The 18962-nt window shown below is 54.0% G+C and carries 15 protein-coding genes and 1 pseudogene; 10 read left to right on the plus strand and 6 right to left on the minus strand.

From position 1 onward, the window contains the following. Window positions 1-160 precede the first annotated feature (160 nt). A pseudogene (locus KRAC_RS06940) lies at window positions 161-1556 on the plus strand (zinc ribbon domain-containing protein). 252 nt (window positions 1557-1808) lie between these two features. On the opposite strand, the gene KRAC_RS06950 reads toward KRAC_RS06940, so the two are convergent. Continuing rightward, window positions 1809-2807 carry a sensor histidine kinase gene (locus tag KRAC_RS06950; RefSeq protein WP_007905553.1) on the minus strand — a complete coding sequence of 333 codons (999 nt, stop codon included), beginning with the start codon at window positions 2805-2807 and terminating at the stop codon, window positions 1809-1811. Between the two features lies 1 nt (window position 2808). Then, a complete protein-coding gene (locus KRAC_RS06955; protein WP_007905556.1) occupies window positions 2809-3483 on the minus strand; it encodes a response regulator transcription factor in 675 nt (224 codons plus the stop codon). 849 nt (window positions 3484-4332) lie between these two features. Between KRAC_RS06955 and KRAC_RS06960 the strand changes: the two genes are divergently transcribed. From KRAC_RS06960 to KRAC_RS06970, 3 genes are all read left to right on the plus strand, one after another. Further along, window positions 4333-5955: a hypothetical protein gene (locus KRAC_RS06960; RefSeq protein WP_007905558.1), complete on the plus strand. Its 1623-nt coding sequence runs from the start codon at window positions 4333-4335 to the stop codon at window positions 5953-5955. Between the two features lie 329 nt (window positions 5956-6284). Further along, window positions 6285-6842 carry a hypothetical protein gene (locus KRAC_RS70885; RefSeq protein ID WP_157506336.1) on the plus strand — a complete coding sequence of 186 codons (558 nt, stop codon included), beginning with the start codon at window positions 6285-6287 and terminating at the stop codon, window positions 6840-6842. 760 nt (window positions 6843-7602) lie between these two features. Next, window positions 7603-7935, plus strand: a complete 333-nt coding sequence (locus tag KRAC_RS06970) for a hypothetical protein (protein ID WP_007905562.1) — start codon at window positions 7603-7605, stop codon at window positions 7933-7935. A 366-nt stretch (window positions 7936-8301) separates the two neighbouring features. Here the strand turns inward: KRAC_RS06970 and KRAC_RS06975 are convergent, their stop codons facing one another. Beyond that, window positions 8302-9381 (minus strand): AfsR/SARP family transcriptional regulator, encoded by a 1080-nt coding sequence (locus tag KRAC_RS06975; RefSeq protein ID WP_169460865.1) that lies wholly within the window; start codon window positions 9379-9381, stop codon window positions 8302-8304. 420 nt (window positions 9382-9801) lie between these two features. Between KRAC_RS06975 and KRAC_RS06980 the strand changes: the two genes are divergently transcribed. Together KRAC_RS06980 and KRAC_RS06985 are read left to right on the plus strand one after the other, a co-directional pair. Further along, entirely contained in the window at window positions 9802-10179 is a 378-nt protein-coding gene (locus KRAC_RS06980) for a response regulator (protein ID WP_211221251.1), read from the plus strand. A 66-nt stretch (window positions 10180-10245) separates the two neighbouring features. Next, window positions 10246-10965: an HhH-GPD family protein gene (locus tag KRAC_RS06985; protein WP_007905574.1), complete on the plus strand. Its 720-nt coding sequence runs from the start codon at window positions 10246-10248 to the stop codon at window positions 10963-10965. Here KRAC_RS06985 and radC read toward each other — a convergent pair. From radC to KRAC_RS78145, 3 genes are all read right to left on the minus strand, one after another. Beyond that, window positions 10934-11668 carry a RadC family protein gene (gene radC / locus KRAC_RS06990; protein ID WP_007905576.1) on the minus strand — a complete coding sequence of 245 codons (735 nt, stop codon included), beginning with the start codon at window positions 11666-11668 and terminating at the stop codon, window positions 10934-10936. The genes KRAC_RS06985 and radC overlap by 32 nt on opposite strands. A 251-nt stretch (window positions 11669-11919) precedes the next feature. Beyond that, window positions 11920-12147 (minus strand): hypothetical protein, encoded by a 228-nt coding sequence (locus tag KRAC_RS06995; RefSeq protein WP_007905577.1) that lies wholly within the window; start codon window positions 12145-12147, stop codon window positions 11920-11922. 466 nt (window positions 12148-12613) lie between these two features. Then, window positions 12614-12748 carry a hypothetical protein gene (locus KRAC_RS78145; RefSeq protein ID WP_274532085.1) on the minus strand — a complete coding sequence of 45 codons (135 nt, stop codon included), beginning with the start codon at window positions 12746-12748 and terminating at the stop codon, window positions 12614-12616. Between the two features lie 607 nt (window positions 12749-13355). On the opposite strand from KRAC_RS78145, the gene KRAC_RS07000 reads away from it, so the two are divergent. The 4 genes from KRAC_RS07000 to KRAC_RS07015 all read left to right on the plus strand — a co-directional run bounded on the left by KRAC_RS07000 (window position 13356) and on the right by KRAC_RS07015 (window position 18817). Then, window positions 13356-13856 carry a hypothetical protein gene (locus KRAC_RS07000; RefSeq protein ID WP_007905578.1) on the plus strand — a complete coding sequence of 167 codons (501 nt, stop codon included), beginning with the start codon at window positions 13356-13358 and terminating at the stop codon, window positions 13854-13856. Between the two features lie 147 nt (window positions 13857-14003). Beyond that, a complete protein-coding gene (locus KRAC_RS07005; protein ID WP_007905579.1) occupies window positions 14004-14357 on the plus strand; it encodes a hypothetical protein in 354 nt (117 codons plus the stop codon). Between the two features lie 118 nt (window positions 14358-14475). Then, window positions 14476-17361, plus strand: a complete 2886-nt coding sequence (locus KRAC_RS61000; RefSeq protein WP_007905580.1) for a helicase-related protein — start codon at window positions 14476-14478, stop codon at window positions 17359-17361. A gap of 250 nt (window positions 17362-17611) precedes the next feature. Next, window positions 17612-18817, plus strand: a complete 1206-nt coding sequence (locus KRAC_RS07015; RefSeq protein WP_007905584.1) for an RNA-guided endonuclease InsQ/TnpB family protein — start codon at window positions 17612-17614, stop codon at window positions 18815-18817. Window positions 18818-18962: the final 145 nt, after the last annotated feature.

An 18962-nucleotide genomic window follows, 5' to 3' on the forward strand; every position in this document is an offset into this window, starting at 1 on the left:
GTGAGAAGCAAGGAGTAAAAAGAGAGCCTGCTCGCTTGATTTTGAGAAGCGAGCAGGCTCTCTTTTTACTACTTGCTTGCTTATTTCAAGCAATCAAGGAAGCGCAAATTTACTGTTTGCTTGCTAAAACAAGCGAGCAAGTGCGATATTCATAGCTTGTTTGCTTTTTCGATCTCAAGTACTTTTGCGAGAGCCAAAGTCGGAAAACAATACAGAGAAGAGCCCCCATCCCATTCTGCCACTCTCCGACATCGCCCCGGATATCCCCGCGATGTTCCGCCGCGCCGCCATCAATGCGGCCCTTGGCTCTGCACGCGCATTTTTCTCCTCGCTCAAAACGTGGCGAGCACGCAAAGAGAAGCACGAGGCCAAACCATGCAAAAAGGGCAAGAAGAAGCAGCCGTTCAGGGAGCGGCCACCGGTCCCGCCGCGCACCTGGAACAAGTCGGCCTCCTTCTACGCGGGCTTGTGGAAAGAACGCTCTCAGCACTCCATCATGCTCAGAGTGTGGACCGGCTCGTGCTGGTCCTGGCTCAAAATTGGTGCGCTTTCTCGCGATATTCCCGAGGGGTACGCAATAGGGAGCCCGCAACTGGTTCGCAAGGGGGATAGCTGGTGGTTACATACTCCCATTGAGAAGACCTTCGAGGCTCCCGCAAAGAGCGGAGAGCAACTCACCACCGCCCAGACACGTCTCTGCGCGGTGGATCTCAATCTCGACAAGCATCTCGCTGTGTGCAGCGTCCAGACGGTTGACGGCACCATCCTGGCTACTTCCTTCATTGGAAATGGCACAGCGGTATCGGGCTGTAGGAAGCGACTGCTCGGACGCATTGCACACAAGCGATCTCAGACTGGCATCATTGCCGAAGGGGAACAGGACAATGCTGATCTGTGGCGCAAGATCAGGCACGTGGACGAACAGATCGCGCACCTGGTGAGCGCCCGCATTGTCCAGTTCGCCACCAAGCACGAGGCGAGTATTCTCGTCTTCGAGCATCTAGGCACCCTGTGCCCGGAAAAAGGCACGTATTCGCGCCGCAGCAACAGGAAACGCGCATACTGGATGCGCAGGGCGCATCTTCAAGTACGCGAAGTACAAGGCGTGGAATGCAGGTGGTCTCATCACGTGCCGCGTCAATCCGCGCAATACGAGCCGGCAATGCCATCGCTGTCACGCGCCCGTCATTCGCTACAATGAGGGTGAGCCGGTTGAGGGATACACGCCCGGCGCGGCGCTTTGCCTGTGCCCGCAATGCCAGATGCGCGACCATGCCGACCGCAATGCCAGTCTGAGAATCGGTCAGCGCTTGATCGAGCGCTCCCAAGAACCGTTGAAGGAAAAGCCCCATGCTCGTTCGCGATGTGCGATGAGGGGGTCGAAAGACCCAGGTGTTGGGATCTCTCAGGATGCCGAACGCGAAGGGCAACCATCTCTTGCTCAAGCAAGGCAAGGGGATCACGCCAACGGGCCTGGCACCGCCCAGGGGGGGTTGCGCCGGATGGGTGCGCGCTTCTCAGATATGGCTACCACACTACGCCTCCATTTTGAGTAGTCCCTACGGGATATGTCTCACGCAGGCGCTTACGGAACCGTGTCAGAAGCTGCTGGGCTTTAGCCCATGCGGAGTGTCACAGAGTGGACAAACGGCTTCAGACGTTTCCATGAAGCAACAAAGAGAAACACGTCTATGCAACCTCGTGCGTGGTAGAGCCAAGTATACACTTTTGGTAGTAGGGTATCTTCATGCTACAACAGGTCAAGCATTATACGACCCGATGTCAGAAAAGCATGAGTAAATAGCGTTTCAGGCCAGCGGTAAAGAGAGGAAAAATGTTGTCCCTTTGCCTAAAGCAGAATGAATATGTATTTCTCCGTGATGGAGAGCCACAATCGCTCGAGCAATAGCCAATCCAAGCCCATACCCCTTTGTTTCTGAACGCGCGGCCTCTATACGATAGAAACGATCAAAAATTTTTGCTTGTTGATCAGGAGCAATACCAACGCCAGTATCCTTGATCGTGACAATACCGTGAGACTTATCTTGAGATAATCCAATCGTGATCTTTCCACTTTTAGGGGTATATTTTATGGCATTATCAAGAATATTGAGAAAAAGCTGTTTGAGGAGCGCTTCTTGTCCGACAACTATCACACTTTCTTCGGCGAAGGTGACGAGTATTTCTATCTGTTTCTCCTTACTTTTCTGCTGCACGACCCCAATCATTTGATTGATGAGATCCGTAACATCGACTGCTTCCATCTCGCGCGCTTGCTTGCTCTGCTCCATGCGTGTCAGCAACAATAGGTGTTCGACGAGTTGGATTAAACGGTCTGTTTCTTCCTTTGTGCTTTTGAGCGTTTGTTGATAATCATCCCTGGTGCGATCTTTCTTCAGCGCTATTTCTATTTCTCCGCTTATGATCGATAAAGGTGTACGCAATTCATGCGAGACATCAGAAGCGAACTGGCGCTGCTGTTCATGGATGGCCTGTACTGGTCCTAAAGTTCGGCGCATGAGAAACCAGGCAGTCAGAGGAATCACGACTAAAAGTCCGCCATTTAAAACCAGAAGAATCATCTTCAACTGGTCAAGCGCAATATTGCCTGCTATGGTAACGCTCTTCTCATCAAACACCCCTTCAAACGACCCTTGTTGCTCCTGCTGTTGCACCTGTTGGACGATCAGGCCATCACCTATGGATTTATCCATCCAGACATATAAGCCGAGGCTAAATATCCAGAAAAAGCCGAAGAATAAGGCGGAGTAAAAAAGGGCCAGCTTCAGTCCCGCTTTCGTCAACATGCTATTCTTCCCGTAAGATATATCCTGAACCACGCATGGTATGAATCAGTTCAGGAGCATTGGGGGCCGTCTTTATTTTTTTGCGGAGATACTTGACATACGTCTCAACGATATTGGACAGCCCTTCAAAGTTATAATCCCAGACATGCTCTAAAATCTGTGTTTTCGTCAAGAGGATATTCGGATTCCGCAGAAAGTATTCCAGCAGGGCATACTCTCTGGTCGTCAGCACAATGCTTTGCTCGCCTCTTTTTACCGTCTTCGTTGCCGGGTCCAGGGAGAGATCACCAATGGTTAACAGCGTGGCGTCTGCCTTCTTTCCACGTCTGAAAAGCGCTCTGATCCGTGCTGTAAGCTCATCAAAAGAGAACGGTTTAGTAAGATAGTCATCTGCTCCTGCGTCTAAGCCGAGGACTTTATCTGCCACCCCATCTTTTGCAGTCAGCAGAAGAATTGGCGGAGATGAGCTTTTCTCGCGTAAAGCTTTACAAACGGCGATGCCGTTGACCTTTGGAAGCATGATATCGAGAAGCACAAGATCATACTCATTAATATCCAGTTTATAGAGCGCTTCCTCTCCATCTACGGCCGTATCTACGGCATAGCTTTCTTCAAGAAGCCCCTGACGTAAGAAGTGACGGATCTTTGCCTCATCCTCAACAATTAATATTTGCATATACCTATTATAGGGGAAGAAATATGAGAAGAATATGAGAGCGATAGATGGCGGTACCAAAAGTCAGTTTTCCCCACGGGTGTTTCAGCTTAGCAAAACTTGCGACCTCTCTGGTAGGAATAGGAAACACGAGAATTACCACACATAAAATGACGGTACAAAGTGGTTGAAGCAAAAGTAGGAAGCTACTCTTATTCTGCTTCTATCAAGCAATTTCTAAGTCCATTTCTTCATTAATTAAACGCACCAATAAGGCATAGAAAAAGGAAGTATAGTTTTGGAGAGAAAAAAGGAAGCATAGTTTTGGAAACCTCCAAAACCTATGGGTAAAATGACATTCCCATCAAGTTGGGAATTCCACCGTAACTCCGAAATGAGATGAGCACGATTTGCCAAAAGTGCTCATTTCAACTCCGAAATATTCCATGCTAACTCCGAAATAAGTAAGCTATTCCACCGTAACTCCGAAATAAGTAAGCACCTGTTTTATGTGGCCTTTCTTGGAGAACTTTCAAAAAACATGTTTCATAACGAAAGCTTACTTGACAAATAAAGTGCTCCTCTGATATCTTTTAATACATAAATAAATAGATATATATCTATTTATTGTCGCGATCCATCTTAAGGTGCTCGCTCAATTGCTAAAAGTCTGGCTCCTCATTTCAGACTTTTGCTGGAATCACAGACGTGCCACCCTCGCACCAGGCTTCGGGGGGAAGCCACATAGTTTCTCTCAGGAGAAACCATTGGATACTCTTCTGCATCGTCCGTTTGCTTGCTGTAGGAAAGATAACGCCTGGCAAAGCGGAACTCGACAATACAGAAGGGCGAAGGAAAAAGGAGATTTCCATGAGGCACCGGTATTTCAAGCGTAAAAGCATGCTCTCTCTCTTACTGGCGCTTTCCCTGGCCACAGGCTTCGCCATTGGCCTGATGGCCAACATGGGGAGTAGCACGCATGCCGCAGGCTTACGGTTTTCATCTTTCGCTGCGTACGTCAACTATGTGCGTGCCCATCATAAGGCGCCGTACGACATGGATGCACAGGCCGTTATGCCAGCCGGCAGCGCCAAAGCTCTGGCGAAACAGTCACACGCGAGCATTTCTGCTGTCAGTAGCACAAGCAATGTCCGTGTCACCCAGGACAGCAACCCCTGGCCCAAGGCTGAGATTGGCTCGGCTATCAACCCGGCGGACGGGAACAACTACGTGGTCATGAGCAACGATTTCCGCGAAAACTTCGATCACCAGTTCTTCCATGTCTCGACCAATGGCGGCAAGAAATTCACCGACGACTCTATGGTCGGCGGCAACGATCCTTTCACCGGTTTTGTCCCGCTGACCTTCCAGAGCGATCCCGGTGTCGCCTTCGATAGCTCTGGCAACCTTGCCCTGAGTACCATCACCGGCAACCTGATCTTTGATTTCACCAACGGCTACGAAAACCTGGACTCGCAAATCGAGGTCGCCATAGGCCAGCGTACCTTCGCCTCACTGCTCCCAACGGTCATTGATACTCAGCCCTGCAATGGCACCTTCACATTCTTTAGCTGCTTCGCCACGCTGGATAAGCCGCTCATCACCGTGGATAATGTCAAGGGCAGTCCGAACAACGGCACCATCTACGTCTACTATACACTGTTCTGTAATGGCGGCCCGAAAGGTGAGCCCTGTGTTGATGGTAGCGCCACAATCCCGGCGAATAGCTCGGCTATCCTGGTTTCCAGCGCACCCGGCGCGGGCGGTCAGTTCTCAACTCCAACGCTGGTCAGCGGCTCGCTCTTCCAGGAGCAGTTCTCTGATCTCGTCGTTGACAGCCATGGCACGCCGCACATGTTCTTCGATGACTTCTCAAGCTTCACGAACATCAACATGATGGAGTCTACCCTTGTCAATGGCGCCTGGGTGGTCAACCCGAAGCCGGTCGCGACCTTCAACTTTACCACCACCGGCAATAGCAACTGGGGCTTCCGCGACAGCGGTACCGTGGCTCCGGGCTGCGGTATCAGGAAAGATACGGCCTATTGCGCCTTTGGCGCCAACCAGATCGGCACTGGCCCGGTCGCCAATACCTCCAGCGTTTTCCTGGCCAGGGTGAACACCCTCACCGGTGCGTCAACCATCAGCCAAGTGAACAACGACCCCTTCCTGGGCAATAAGCATCACTTTTTCCCCTGGGCTACGGCGACCGCGAATGGTGTCTATGTGGGGTGGTATGATGACCGCCGAGATCCATTCAGCGTGAAAGTGGATTACTTCGTTGGCAAGTCCACCGACGGCGGCAAGACTTTCCCAGTACAAAAAGCCGTTAACGATGTCAGCTTCAACCCCTGCACAGGCTTCCCAGGCTGCGGCTTCTTCGGTGACTACACGCAGCTCGTCTCTGGCCCGGACAATGTGGTGCATGCAGCGTGGTCCGATACCCGCGACGGAGCCAGCATGCAAATCTGGAGCCAGTCAATAACCTGGTAAACAGACAAGAATGCTTCAAGGGGAGAACAGAGCGATGAGGCTCTGCTCTCCCTCGGAGGATCTGTAACAAAGGGGGGAAGCGACACATTATCGTACGTTTGCTCCCCTCTTAATCTCATTTTGTTCAGAAAAAACGAGTATGAGGAGCTCCGGTATTTTTACAGTGAAAAGGCGGGAACTTTTTTCCTTTCATAAATGTTTCTCCTTTGTTATATCACTCTTTCTGGTATAATTTGGCGGCAGAAGGATCGGAAACCAGAGAGGCTTTTCACATGTATTCTCTGTCAATCAAGAACGGTTCTCTGTGCGAGAAAAGAAAGAATCTGGCGATGCGGGTGAAGATTGCTCTTTGCCTCTGGTTCTGCCTCCTCCTTGGAGGATGTGGATATAACGCGTCGGGAACGGCCGACTCTCCCTCGCCAACGGTGACCACACTTTCGCCTACACGGGCCACGCCAGGATCTCTCACTCCCGGCGCAAACGCCTCTGCAATCGTTTCTCCTGGGAACACACCAGCGCCGGTATCCGGGCTGGTAACGGTGCAAACGTCGTCAGCGCTCTACCACCCGAGGAATACGATTGTGGTCACGATCTCCTCTCACATGGCCCGTGTGATCCTTTTCCCGAACGGTCAGACAAACTGTTCGGTTGTCCTCCTCCAGTTGCAGACAGGCTCCTCCTGGCGATCCATAGCTCTCTGTAAGCTCATGGTTCTGACTAGAATCGCAACGCTTGAAGCAGGTAAGAGCCTGACCGTCTCCCTGAAAGCCGGGTTTACGCCCTGGCCTATTGGCACCTATCGCATTGCCTTTCAATACAGTGGTCACACGGGCAGCGTATTTGGATCCTCTCAGGAAGCCTTTTCGCTGCTCTTTCAGGTGAGCTGATGAGCAAGTAAGTTAAGTCACGAATCGAAGTCAGCCTTTTTTTGAATGCGTCAACACGATCAGAAAAGACTTCAAACGTATAAACAGAAAAGGAAAACTGATGGTTCTGTCGTAGCCCAGATTCTTGGTTCTGTCAGAATTCAGAGAAAGGCGGTTCTGTCAGAACTGAGAACACGGTGTTGTTGACCCAGTTTGGAGGGCCATGGTCACAAGGTGCCTACTTTTTTCGGAGTTACACTGGAATGAGCTTGCATTTCGGAGTTATGCAGGAATTCCTACCTGTGCCGTCCGCAATATCTTTAGAATAGAATGAGCACAAGGAGGACAAAAAGTGGCCTTCTAACTTTAGAAAAATCCGCAATAACATTAGAAAAAGTACCAGAATCCGCAGTAATTTTAGAAAAAGTACTTTTATATCATATTTCTGAAAACCTTGTAACTTGACCCATAGTTTTGCAGGAAGACGCAGTTTGCTAAGCTCAATGGCAAAGCAGGCCGACTGCCCTTTTCCACCTTCGTCCGAACTAGGGCCTTTTCGGGGAAGCATAGTTTTGCAGAAAAATTTCAGGTGTAATAAACTGTAAGGGTATTATCTTGAGGTTATGTTTACAGCAGACACACCCCATGATTTGGTAGACGACTTTGTCGCTGTAATCACAAGTATAGCAAGTCGTATCTATAGGCGTCGCTCTCAAGAGCGAGCCGAAAAAATCAAACAGTGCGTTGGGCATGTCATGCAACCGGGGAGACAATAGGTCTGATGACTGAATTTAACAAAGAGCAGGCGCTTAGTCGCTATATCGAACTGTGGGAGAGGCGACATGCTGAGTTCGACCAACTCCCTGATGTCAAGCGCAGAGTCGCCCGCGGCGACTACGAGTTCTTTTCAAGCGTTGACATCGAATTGGATGAGCTTCAGCAGGAAGCACAACGAAATGGCTTTATCCTCGACTCGGGTTGGGACGGAAGCAAGCTTGTGTACACAATAGAGCAGATGACACCAGAGGAGCATGCTGCCTACCTTGCCGAAGAGCAAGCACAAGCTCTGGAGGACCTGAAGTGGAAATACTCGGAGGGACTGCTTGAGCCATGAAGGTCCAAGGGGGCATCAAAGCCGAACTGGACCTGAGCAGTAAGCAGTGCGTTTCTTCTGCCGATGTGCAGAAGTGGCTCGCTTCGCATATAGTGAGCGGGTCTTTGCCTGCTTTGAGTGCGTCGTCGTGCTTGATTGGGATTACCACGTCGCGATCAATTTAGCGGGATAGTCTAAAGGCAAAACTGGGCTACCCTGAATTTCAAGGAAATCGACGTCTGTGGGCCCCCTGTAAGACTTGGGACATCAGGCAGGAGAGGGCGAAGCAGGAGCTTGAAAATGGATGGCCTAAATATCCATAAGTGAGAGAACGGAAACCGGTATCTGCTCTGCTATGATGCCCTCCCCACCGGAGGACCTCTGGATTCAACCTGTAGGGAGCGCTGGTCGCCTCCGAACTCTGCGGGGTAGAGTGTGGTACCGATAAGGAGTTGCCGTTTGGCCTCTGCATGAAGAGGCCATGATCGCCAACGTGGCTCGTCCCATCCCGGCGTCGCCCCAGTAGCCTCTTTCCTGCCATGGTGGGGCGGGATGCGGAGCCATCGCGGGGACCTGCGCCTCCGACGCAGTGTAGCGCTCCACCTGCTCGTGCAAGGCGAGCCCCTGCCGGACGCGGCGCGCAACCTCTCGCGTATAGGCGGCAGGCGCAGATTGTTCCTCTTGGAGCACATCCTCGGTATACTGATAAAGTTGGAATGCCTCTCCTCGCCTCCCCTGCTCCGCCAGCAGAGTCATCAGGCGGCACAGGGCGTCTTCGTCGGCCGGGTCCTCCTCGAGAGCGGCGAAGAGCCACTCCTCCGCCAACGATACCTGCCCACATTTAAGGTAGAGATCTACCAACTTGAAGAGCGCACGATGTCTCGCCCCGTTGATTGTGTGCCTGCGACCTTGCGCCCACTCAGCATACAGGTCGTCCTCAAGAAATTCCCCCCTGGCAAGAGCCAGCGCGTCTTCTAGCAAAGGGATCGGGCTCTGCCCCTGGTGTTCGATCCGCATCGCACCTGACACCTGTGAGAGGAAAGCGTCAGCGTCAACCCAGAGACGGTGTTGCCCCGGCAGTTTGAGGACCGTTTCACCGCCGCTGCGTAGCGTGAGGAGCATGCCTCCGACCTCACCCGTTCTCAAGATGTGCCTGCGGAGTACGGATGCGGCCGAATCGAGCGCGTGCGCGGCATTGATCGCTTCGTGATCGGGCCAGATCGCCTCGATGAGCTCGCCGCGGGTGGCCCGGCGCTGCGCGCGACAGAGCAGTACCTTCAGCAGGGTCATTGCCGGTCCGCGGTTGCCCCACTCGCTCCGCGCCACGCGCACGTAACGAGGCGGCCCATCCTGATCACCCAAAGGGGTAGGAACGAACCGCTCGAGAGTAAATTCACCGAGTGTGGTGATCCGCATCAGTGGGTGCCCCGCGCGGCTGAACCCGTCGGCATCATGCATTATCCGCATATCTCCTCCTGCGCTGCCTGGATCCTGGTGATCCATGAGAAATCTGCTGCTCCGAAAGGGGCAAGCGAGGGCCCCTTCAGTTCTACCGTGCACCGGTTCCCTACCAGATTATAGCAGGGAGGTCCGGAGCCACTATGAGGATGTCGTGATTCTTCGTGAGCTACCCGTGAAGAGGTGCCTCTCGCAGACCCACGCTCCCCCTCTCTCCCTGCCTATTCTTGTCCGATCGCAAAAGGCCGGAAGGTTCCCCCCTCCCTCCCCTGCTCCGGGAGGTCCCCTGCTACTGTCCCAATACCGTGAGAGAGCTGTGAGGCAACCACTCCTCCCCGGTGAATGTCCATAGGGAGGCCATGAGGAAGGCATGCTATGGTAGCTGTGGATGCCAGAGGCGACAACAAAAAGAGAGTCGGGGAAGTAGCTATGGAACGGCAATTACGGATCATGGTGTTGGATACCTCAGTTACCTCGCGCAAGATCCTTGAGGTCATCATCAGCCGCGAGGGGCATAGAGTCGCCTGCTTCGGCGATCCACTGGAGGCGCTACGCTTTCTCCGCCGCCACGGTCCCGCTGACTTGCTCTTCCTGGGCATGGACCTCCCCAGAATGGATGGCTTCGGCGTGCTGAAGTACCTCAGGGGCGAGCCCCGCTTCCGTTCTATGGTTCCCATCGCCCTCCTCAGCAGCCGCGACGGGATTCTGCGCCGCGTGAGAGCACGCCTATTGGGCGCCCAGCGGGTGGTGAGGAAGCCTCTAGTACAGATGCGGATCGTATCCCTGGTGTCCGCGTACCAACGTTGAAGCATGCCTGTTAGTAGTCGGCCCGTTCGACAAGCTATACCCAACTGTCAGGAAGGAGTCAGGGTGATGGAACAAACAGAAGGCCTCCCTTACGAGCTCTCGCCGGAGGTGGTAGCGCGCGCCTCCTGGTTGCGCGGGCAGCTTCTCTCCTGGTTCCGAAGCTGCGGGCGCACCTTTCCATGGCGCGATCCCGGCAGGGAGCCCTATGAAATCACTGTCGCGGAGGTCCTATTGCAGAGAACGACCGCCGCGGGGGTCGCGCGAGCCTATCGCGGGTTCATCAAGCGCTACCCCTCGTGGGCATCCCTTGCGCTGACCCCCCTGGAAGACCTCGAGCGCGCACTGAGGCCACTGGGACTCTGGCGGCAAAAGGCACTGGTGTTACAGCACCTCGCACAGTCGATCGAGGAGCATGGGGGTACCATCCCCTGCTCTCGTACGGAAATAGAGCGCCTGCGAGGTATTGGTCCCTACACAGCAAGCGCGGTACTGGCCATCGTATACGGACAAACCGAACCCCTCCTCGATGTAAACATGGTACGGCTCCTGAATCGCTTCTTTGGGCCGACCGAAAGGGCTGGGGAAGGCCGTAACCGCTCGCTCCACCGGCTCGCGCTTCTTCTGGTTAGTGGCGAGCAGTGCCTACAGGTCAACTGGTCAGTGCTCGATTTCGGGGCACTCGTCTGTAAAGCCAGACGACCTCACTGCCAGGAATGCCAGTTGAAGGTGGAATGCTGGTATGTTCGCTCTCAAATTACTCCCATCTCAGATGCTCCTTCAGGCTGACGAAGCGCAAGTTGCCGATAATAATGTGGTCGACCAGTTCGATATTGAGAATGCGGCCCGCCACAACGAGCTGTTTCGTGCTTTCGATGTCCTCTGGACTAGGGGTGGGATCCCCGCTGGGGTGATTGTGGCAGAGGATGATACCGGGGCAATTACGGATAACCGCGGGGCGGAAGATCTCCGCAGCGCGCATAACGGAGCTATTGACCGTTCCGTGGTACCGGCTAATGTTCTCGACGACCTGGTTCTTCGTGTCTAAGAGCAGGATGCGAAGTTGCTCGTAATCCAAATACGCCATCTCAAGCATAACCAGGTTCGCAGCATCCGTCGAGGACCTGATGCGGTAGCGCTCGTCGGGCTGCAGCATACTCAGCCTCCTTCCAATCTCGAGCGCGGCCTTCACCTGCGATGCTTTGGCCTCTCCGAGCCCATACTCGTGGCAGAGTTCACTAAAATCGGCACGCATGAGCCCGCTGAGCCCTCCGTATTTGGCGAGGAGCCGGTTGGCCAGATCGAGTACGCTTCCCTTTGTGCTGCCAGTGCGCAGGATGATCGCGAGCAGTTCTATAGTGGAGAGCGCCTGTGGGCCGTAGCGGCGCAGTCGCTCTCGTGGCCGCTCATGGCTTGGAAGCTCGCGTACAGTCACGTGGTATGCCGATTTGGTATCAGGAGATGCCGGGAGACCTTTTTCAGAGTAATCCATGGCTTATCATCCTCCTTTCCTGGGGAACATCCCCCAACACCCTATTCTCAAGAGGCAGGGGCGAAAGTGGAAGCGCCGGATCGGCGGGGCCTCTCCTTCTTGCGGAAATGGGGAAATATGGTTTCCCATCATAACGCGGGATTCCCAGTCGCTGCCCCGTATCTGCCCATGGGGCAGCGGCTGGGATCTCGGCGTTGCACAGCACTGGGCCCCTATGGGGCATCCTCTCCGCGCCGGAAAGAGCGCACCTTTTACGGTATTTGACGTTCCGCCGCCTCGAGGACACAGCGTATCGCGTTCTCCTCACCGACAAGTTGAGACAGACGCGCGCAATACGCCCCTATATTCTCCATCCGAGCCGTGATGAATTGGTGTTTCGCGGCTCCACTGCATAGACCTGATAGCCCCCCCTTGGCGGCACTGTACTCGTCCTCGATCTGGCGCAGAAGCTGCGCCAGATCGCTTTGACTCTCCTGCATTGTTCACCAGTCCTTTCGAAGAGGAACAAAACACATTGATCATAGGTTCCCTCCGTGTGGAGACCCGCACGCCTTCAGGCTGCGGGAGGAAACACGGGCGGACGGCGCTAGCCTCCGCTCGTCTCTGTTGGTAGCTTCCCTTACGGGAGGGCCTTTTTAGGAGAAAGACCTCAAAACTCTTGCTCGATTTCGAGCACGCACGGTCTATGCCGTGGTAATATTCCCCTTCGAGATTGCGATACAGGCATAGGCCCGAAGCCGTCTGCTTGGGCGCGGCAGGTAGTGGTCCAGACTAGGGGGCATCTGGACGTACTTTTGCTCTCTCTCTAGCACATGAGCCTGGGATCGAACTATTTCTTAGCCCGGTATCGCTGCTCCACAAGCGGCTCAACACAAGGCTGAGCGGATTGTGGCCTCTAGTCAAACACTTACGTTGCGGTAGCCCTCCCCGCAAGCCCGCCCCGTTTTAGGGGGCGGGTTGTTGACAGAGGAGTTGATCGGGAACCCCACTTGGCCCCTGCGATCGCTTCTCACAGCGATAGTAACCAATTAGCCTCTCCTCTCCGGCGACCGTACTCACCATATCCACACAGGACGTCACGAATTCCTCCCGAACCGTGCCGCACTCCCGGAAAATGCAGGACTTCCCCATCTGCAGCAACCGAAGCGCATCCCTACACCTGCTGCGGTAGACTCCGCCAGGCGATACGGAGGGAAACCGAAGCCGGACCCCGGCGCAGAAAAGCAAGCCCACGCGATTGCCAGAAAGATCCCCGAGGGGCAAATAGCACGGGTACTTGCCGCACGCAACAATTCATCCTTCCTCGTAGTGGCAGTTCAGGCAAAACCGAAAAGTTGCCAAGGGCTTAGGAATGCCCCAGTGCAGCGAAGGGCAACTACGGAGCAGGGACAGCACCTATTGAGCGCTTCCCCCGATCTCACCGCGTTGGCAGCGGGCACCGCGCTCCGGTTTGCGCGGTTCACCTTTCCCGCTTAGGGTGGGAAGGCCAAGCTTGTCTACCCGGATCTTTCGGCTTTCCCATGAAGGTTCGTGAGCTTCTCGTGAACTTTTGTGGACCTAAGGTGAGCGTGGCTTGCTACCATTGCAAGGGAGGACGAGGCGGAGACAGGCACTCCGTTCCCTCGCTTCCAGAGACAGCGCCGATACTGATCGTGCAGTCACCAACACCAAAAGGAAGGGGAAATGCGTGGCGCGCTTCACGGAAGACACCTTGCAGAGAATTCTCATCAATCCGTTCTACGCCATCACGGCTGCGGTGCAGCCGACAGAGCAGCACGTGGAACTCGCGGAGGAGGCTGATTGGGTACAGGAGAACGCTTCTCATATGAGAGAGATAGGAGCCGAGCAGTGGCTCAGACAGCTGCTGGATGTGTTGGAGGGAAAGCCCTGCGCGCAAAGCCAACTCATTAGCCCATCCAGGGCCATCAACATAGACCCTCTGTTCGCCTCAGCACATCCACCTCTCGTTCAGCAGCAGATGTGGATCGACGTCAACGCCAAGCAAATTCGCAGCATGGGAATAGAGGGATGGCTCGAGCAATTGCTAGAGGTGCTCGGCGGCGACATCGTAACGGCCGAAGAGATTGGTTCCGCGCCGCCGAGGGACGCGTTTGGTTCCCCTCCGCCCCACAAGGCCCAGTCGCGGCGGAGGGGAAAAAGGAAACGGAACAAGCGGCGCCACAAGTAAGACTTCAACCCCGCTGTCTCGCCGCGCCGTTGGCGTTTTCAGAGCGTCAACCGCCACCCCACGGGAGTTCGGAACAACGGAGGCATCGTTCGGATCGCTTACAGGGCTCAGGTGTTACAACCGCCGATAATAGCAAGGGGGATCATTATGTCAGCAAATTATGCATCGACGGATACCTTGAATCGACGACGAAGTATTCAGAATTCTATCGAACACTACGATGATCGCGGCGTCGCCGAGTTGGTCGCGCTGCATCTCTTTGGGCAGCCGTTGCCGCCTCAGTGGCACACCGTCGACCAGGTGCTCAACGCCATGGCCGTACGCCCCATGGCTGTGCAGCTCGCCTTCACCCAAGCGTACCGCGCACAGCTGGGCGCATTGAACAAGTCTAACGTGATCGAAGTTCACAAAGTGCTTTTTGGACTCACCGCCAGGCGCACTGGCATCGCGGCGCTCAAAGCGCTCAATGTCCTCGATGACCAGTGGTATGTGAGGTTATAAGTCAGTCATGTACCCCGCATCGAATGTGGGGGCTTGCGAGGGGCGTTCGCGCCGTTCGCAAGCCCGAAACATGAGCAGACTCATCCAGGAATGGCTCGTATATCTGTGGAGGAAGTAGATGGCGAAAAAGCCTTTTAGTGTCGATTTGCTTGCAGAGCTGGTGAAACGTGTCCCTGAGGGATACCTCGAATGGTGGCAGATTCGCGAACAGTTTGATGTAGAAAAGATGAATGGCTCCTGGAAATCGATAAGCAAAGAAGCCTCTCAGAGGGGAGTAGGGTGCAAGGGATTAACTTTTTTTGATGCCTCCCGTGTGGCATGGAGGGATGTCTGTCAGAAGCAAAAATGGGCTCGCCCACAAATTCCAGCAATAACAAGTGGTGGGACAGTGGCTGGTCCAACCATTCAAGAACTGGCGCAGATGCGAAAGCATCGCATTGGCAAATTAACCTGTCCCGATGAGATTCAGGCTATCCTGCGACTCGACCGGAGCGATGAGGGCTTTCTTTGGCTTGAAAGCTTTGGAGATATTCCAAATTACCACAGCGTCCTGATGAGGCTCCAGGAGCAGGATATACTCGCCCTTTCTGAAAAATTTGTCTTTGACCCTCTACGTGTCACAATCAACGCAAAACTTACCGCTTTTTTGACCAGGCGCAGCCAGGAAGAGCAAGACGTATCAGAAGCCATAGCGACCCTCACATCCCATGCCACAGGCATCTTTAACGAAGACCAATGGAACAGCCTGTTCAACGACCGACAGCGGCACTGGCTGAATCATCAAAAGCAGGTCGGCAAGATCTCCCTGACCACCCCCTTTCCTCCTCGCGAGCATTGGTGGATGAGGCGCAGCGATATTGATGAGAAAACAGCCCTCCAGTACGCAAAATCCCAGATGAAAACGCTCGTCCAGGCGAGGGAGGAGCAGTGGAAGAAGTTGCTTGACCTGTGCGGAGAGGTCATACGTCCGGGGGCGAAAGGGGGCAAAACCAATCGCATGCAGGTTGTTAGTCGCAGTTATCGCACGCAGCCTGCGGCCAGGAGGATCGGTCTCCCTGAGAAAGCCTTTCTCGCAGCTATAGAGCAGGAGATTGCCCCGGCATTTAGAGACCCGGATGGCCGGCTCCGTATACCAGCCTCAACCGTTGACGCCATTGCCACCCACGAAGAACTTTACGAGAAGATAGCGGATTTTATCACTCTCAAAACTCGCGACCTGGCAGTCGCTTGTGGAGTCCATCGGAGTAGCATGTACCGCCGCCTGCAAAAACTCGGCACCTCAACAACGAGAGCCACCTGGGGAGAAGTCAGAGGGCGCTGGGAGCTGCCAGCTACGTACGTACTTTACCAGAAAGTGCTCGATGGCAATTGGCGGGCTATTCAACAGGCAAGGAAAGCCGCGGAAGAGGAGCGGCAGCAACTTCTCCTGGCCCAGAAAGCTCGCGAAGAGGCAGAAAAGAGCGCGCTTCGTGAGCAGCTCATTGCGACCTTCCCGGACTGGAGACATGAGCAGAGAGCGAATCAGCGAATCAAAGTTCTGCTGGGCGAGGCGAATAGCGGAAAGACCCGGGCCGCGCTTGAACGATTAATTGCTGCCGGCAGCGGCTGGTACTTGGCACCGTTGCGCCTGTTAGCCTATGAAATATATGACGCCCTCAATCGCAGAGGGATTGCTTGCAATCTCCTCACAGGGGAAGAGGAGATTGTTGTAAGAGGAGCACAGATCACTGCCGCCACGATTGAAATGTTTGATGCCCGTTCTGGAGGAGGGTGCGTGGTTATCGATGAGGCCCATATGTTGGGAGACCCGGATCGAGGTTGGGCCTGGACACGTGCTCTGATGGAGGCGCGTGCGGAAGAAATGCTCGTGCTTGGGCCGCTTGCTGCTCGACCTCTTGTGGAACGACTTCTTTACGCTGTTGGGCAACCGTTTACTTTTGAGCAATCTTCCCGCCTCGTCCCACTCAGGATGGCAACCACCCCCTACAAGTTGCGAGATCTTCCGGCAAGAACCGTTGTGGTCGCCTTTTCTCGAGGCATGGTCCTGGCATTAAAGGCCGATCTGGAACAGATGGGGCGAAAAGTCTCCATCGTTTATGGCGCATTGCCGCCAGAGGTCCGCCGTCGGCAAGCGGATCGTTTTGCCTGCGGTGAGACGGAGATTTGCGTGGCTACCGATGCGATTGGCATGGGTTTAAACCTTCCCGCAGATGCCGTCTGTTTCTATGAAACGAAAAAGTATGATGGCAAGAGGGTGCGTCCACTCACCGCGATGGAGGTTCACCAGATTGGGGGGAGGGCAGGACGTTTTGGCCTGGCTGAGCAAGGGATTATCACGGCGCTCAATAAGGTAGATCTTGATTTTCTCCGCCAGCAATTTGAGCAGACACCTTCCCCAATTAGACAGGCATATGTAGCTCCATCGGTTTCGGACCTGGCCTTGCTTCCAGGGCGACTTGCTGCTCGCCTGCGCCAGTGGTGTGAGTTGGAATCTATCCCGGCAAGTATGCGATCCTTCATCAAGACTGCCGATCTTGGGGATCGCATTGAGCTGGCTTCTATGCTACAACCAGAGGAAGAAGCAGACCTGGGCTTGGGCGCAGCCGTCAAATTGACTCATGCACCAGCACGACCGGAGTCGCGCTTCTACTGGCGATGGTGTGCCAGGGCGCTTGTCAAAGGGGACCGCCTTCCTTCCCCTCCAGACCCGCCCAAAGATCTCGCCAGTTCTGATGATCTGGTACGAGCTGAGCAGGTAATAGCCTGTGCCGACCTGTATCTGTGGCTAGCGCGCACTCCTGAGTTTCGACCATTTGGCCCCTGCTATGGAGAGGTCCGCAGAGCTCGCTATGTTCTCGCAGAGCGTATTGATCAGGCTCTCCCCTCTCGGCTGGATACTCGCAAGAGGTGCGCCTCTTGTGGACGTGTCCTTCCCCTTCGCCATCACTATCGGCTCTGTGAAAACTGCTACCTAGATCGCGGCTATGACGTTTATGGGCTTTAGCCCGCCGCAAGCCGCAGGGATTTATCCCTCGCGGTCAGGCGTCCCTGGTTTTACCCCTTGCTTGTTGCAACGTTGCTAAATTAGTGCTATACCGGCAACATGAAAGAGGAAATTATAGCAACCAATACCCGCTATCCAAAGCAACTCCATGATGCTTTGGTCCGATTAGCGGGAAAGCACAAGCGTTCATTTAATGCCGAAGTCATGTGGGCCTTAGAGCAATACGTTGAGAGAGAGGAGGGGAAGCGACATGTATCAGATCAAACGGGTCAAGATCGGCAAGACGAAACAACTTGAAGAACTGGCCCATGCTTGCGGCGAAGTCTATACCGCTACCCTTGTCTCTTTCTGGCGTACGGTCAGAAAAAAGGGTATCTGGCTCAAGCCCAAGCATCTGATGCGATGGCACAGTTCCAACACACTCCATGCTCATACGGCTGATGCCTGCGTGCAATCGTTCTTTGCTTCGCTCAAAAGTTGGAGGGAACGGCGCAAAACGGACCCGACTGCCAAGCCACCACGGCGGCGTAAGTGGTACTTTCGCATTGAGTACAAACGCTCTGCTATGGGGATGAAAGATGGCAAGCTTCTCCTCTCCAATGGCAAGGGCAATGAGCCTCTTGTTCTCGATTGGCCTTGGACGATGCCACAAACACTGGTGATACGCTGGACTGGCACCGAGTACGAAGCCATTGCAACCTATGAACCCTGCTTCTTGCCAGTCCCAGAGAACGGAGACAAGATCGCTGGTATCGACTTAGGTGAAATTCATATGGCTGTCAGTCACGATGGGGAACACACCTATATCCTCAATGGACGGTTACTCAGGTCGAAGCGGCAATATCGGAACAAATTGCTAGCAAGGTTGCAAAAGAAGATTGACGCGAAAAAGAAAGGCTCGCGTCGTCGCAAAAGGCTTGTCCGATCAAAGCAAAAACAACTGAAGAAATTGGCAAATCAGATCAAAACTATTGAGCATCAGAGCACGTCAAGATTGATCTCCACACTTCAGAAAGACGGTGTGCAGACCTTGGCAATAGGTGATGTGCGAGCTATTCGACAAGACCTCGATGTTGGCTCCAAGAACAATCAAAAATTGCACCAATGGTCCTTTGGCTCTCTTCGACACAAACTCACCTACAAGGCTGAAAGAGTCGGTATGGTGGTAGAGATACACGAAGAGTCTTATACCAGCAAGACGTGTCCTGTCTGTGGGAAACGGCGCAAAAGCCCGGTTCAAGGACGCAATTTCTGTTGTACGAACAAAGCATGTGGGTGGAAAGGGCATCGTGATTTTGTAGGAGCCTGCAACATTCGGTACAAGTATCGTGGGGAAATGGGTATCCCTCACGTAGTTGGGGCTGATATGGCTGCCCCCATCGGTCTGAGGTTCATGCCTCATATCGGTGTAGCTCGCAAGGAGGAAATGTACTTGCGAGAAGCCGCTGGTCTTTAGATCATGCGGAGAAGTCACGATATAACCTGGCGTTGTCCTATCAGACAGTTGAGATCAATGAGAAAGTAGAGCGACTACGTTTTTCTGCTTTCATATGTACTGTGTCTTTTCGAGGAAGCATAGTTTTGCAGCGAGAAAAGGGAAG

Source organism: Ktedonobacter racemifer DSM 44963 (assembly GCF_000178855.1).
Taxonomy (GTDB): Bacteria; Chloroflexota; Ktedonobacteria; order Ktedonobacterales; family Ktedonobacteraceae; genus Ktedonobacter; species Ktedonobacter racemifer.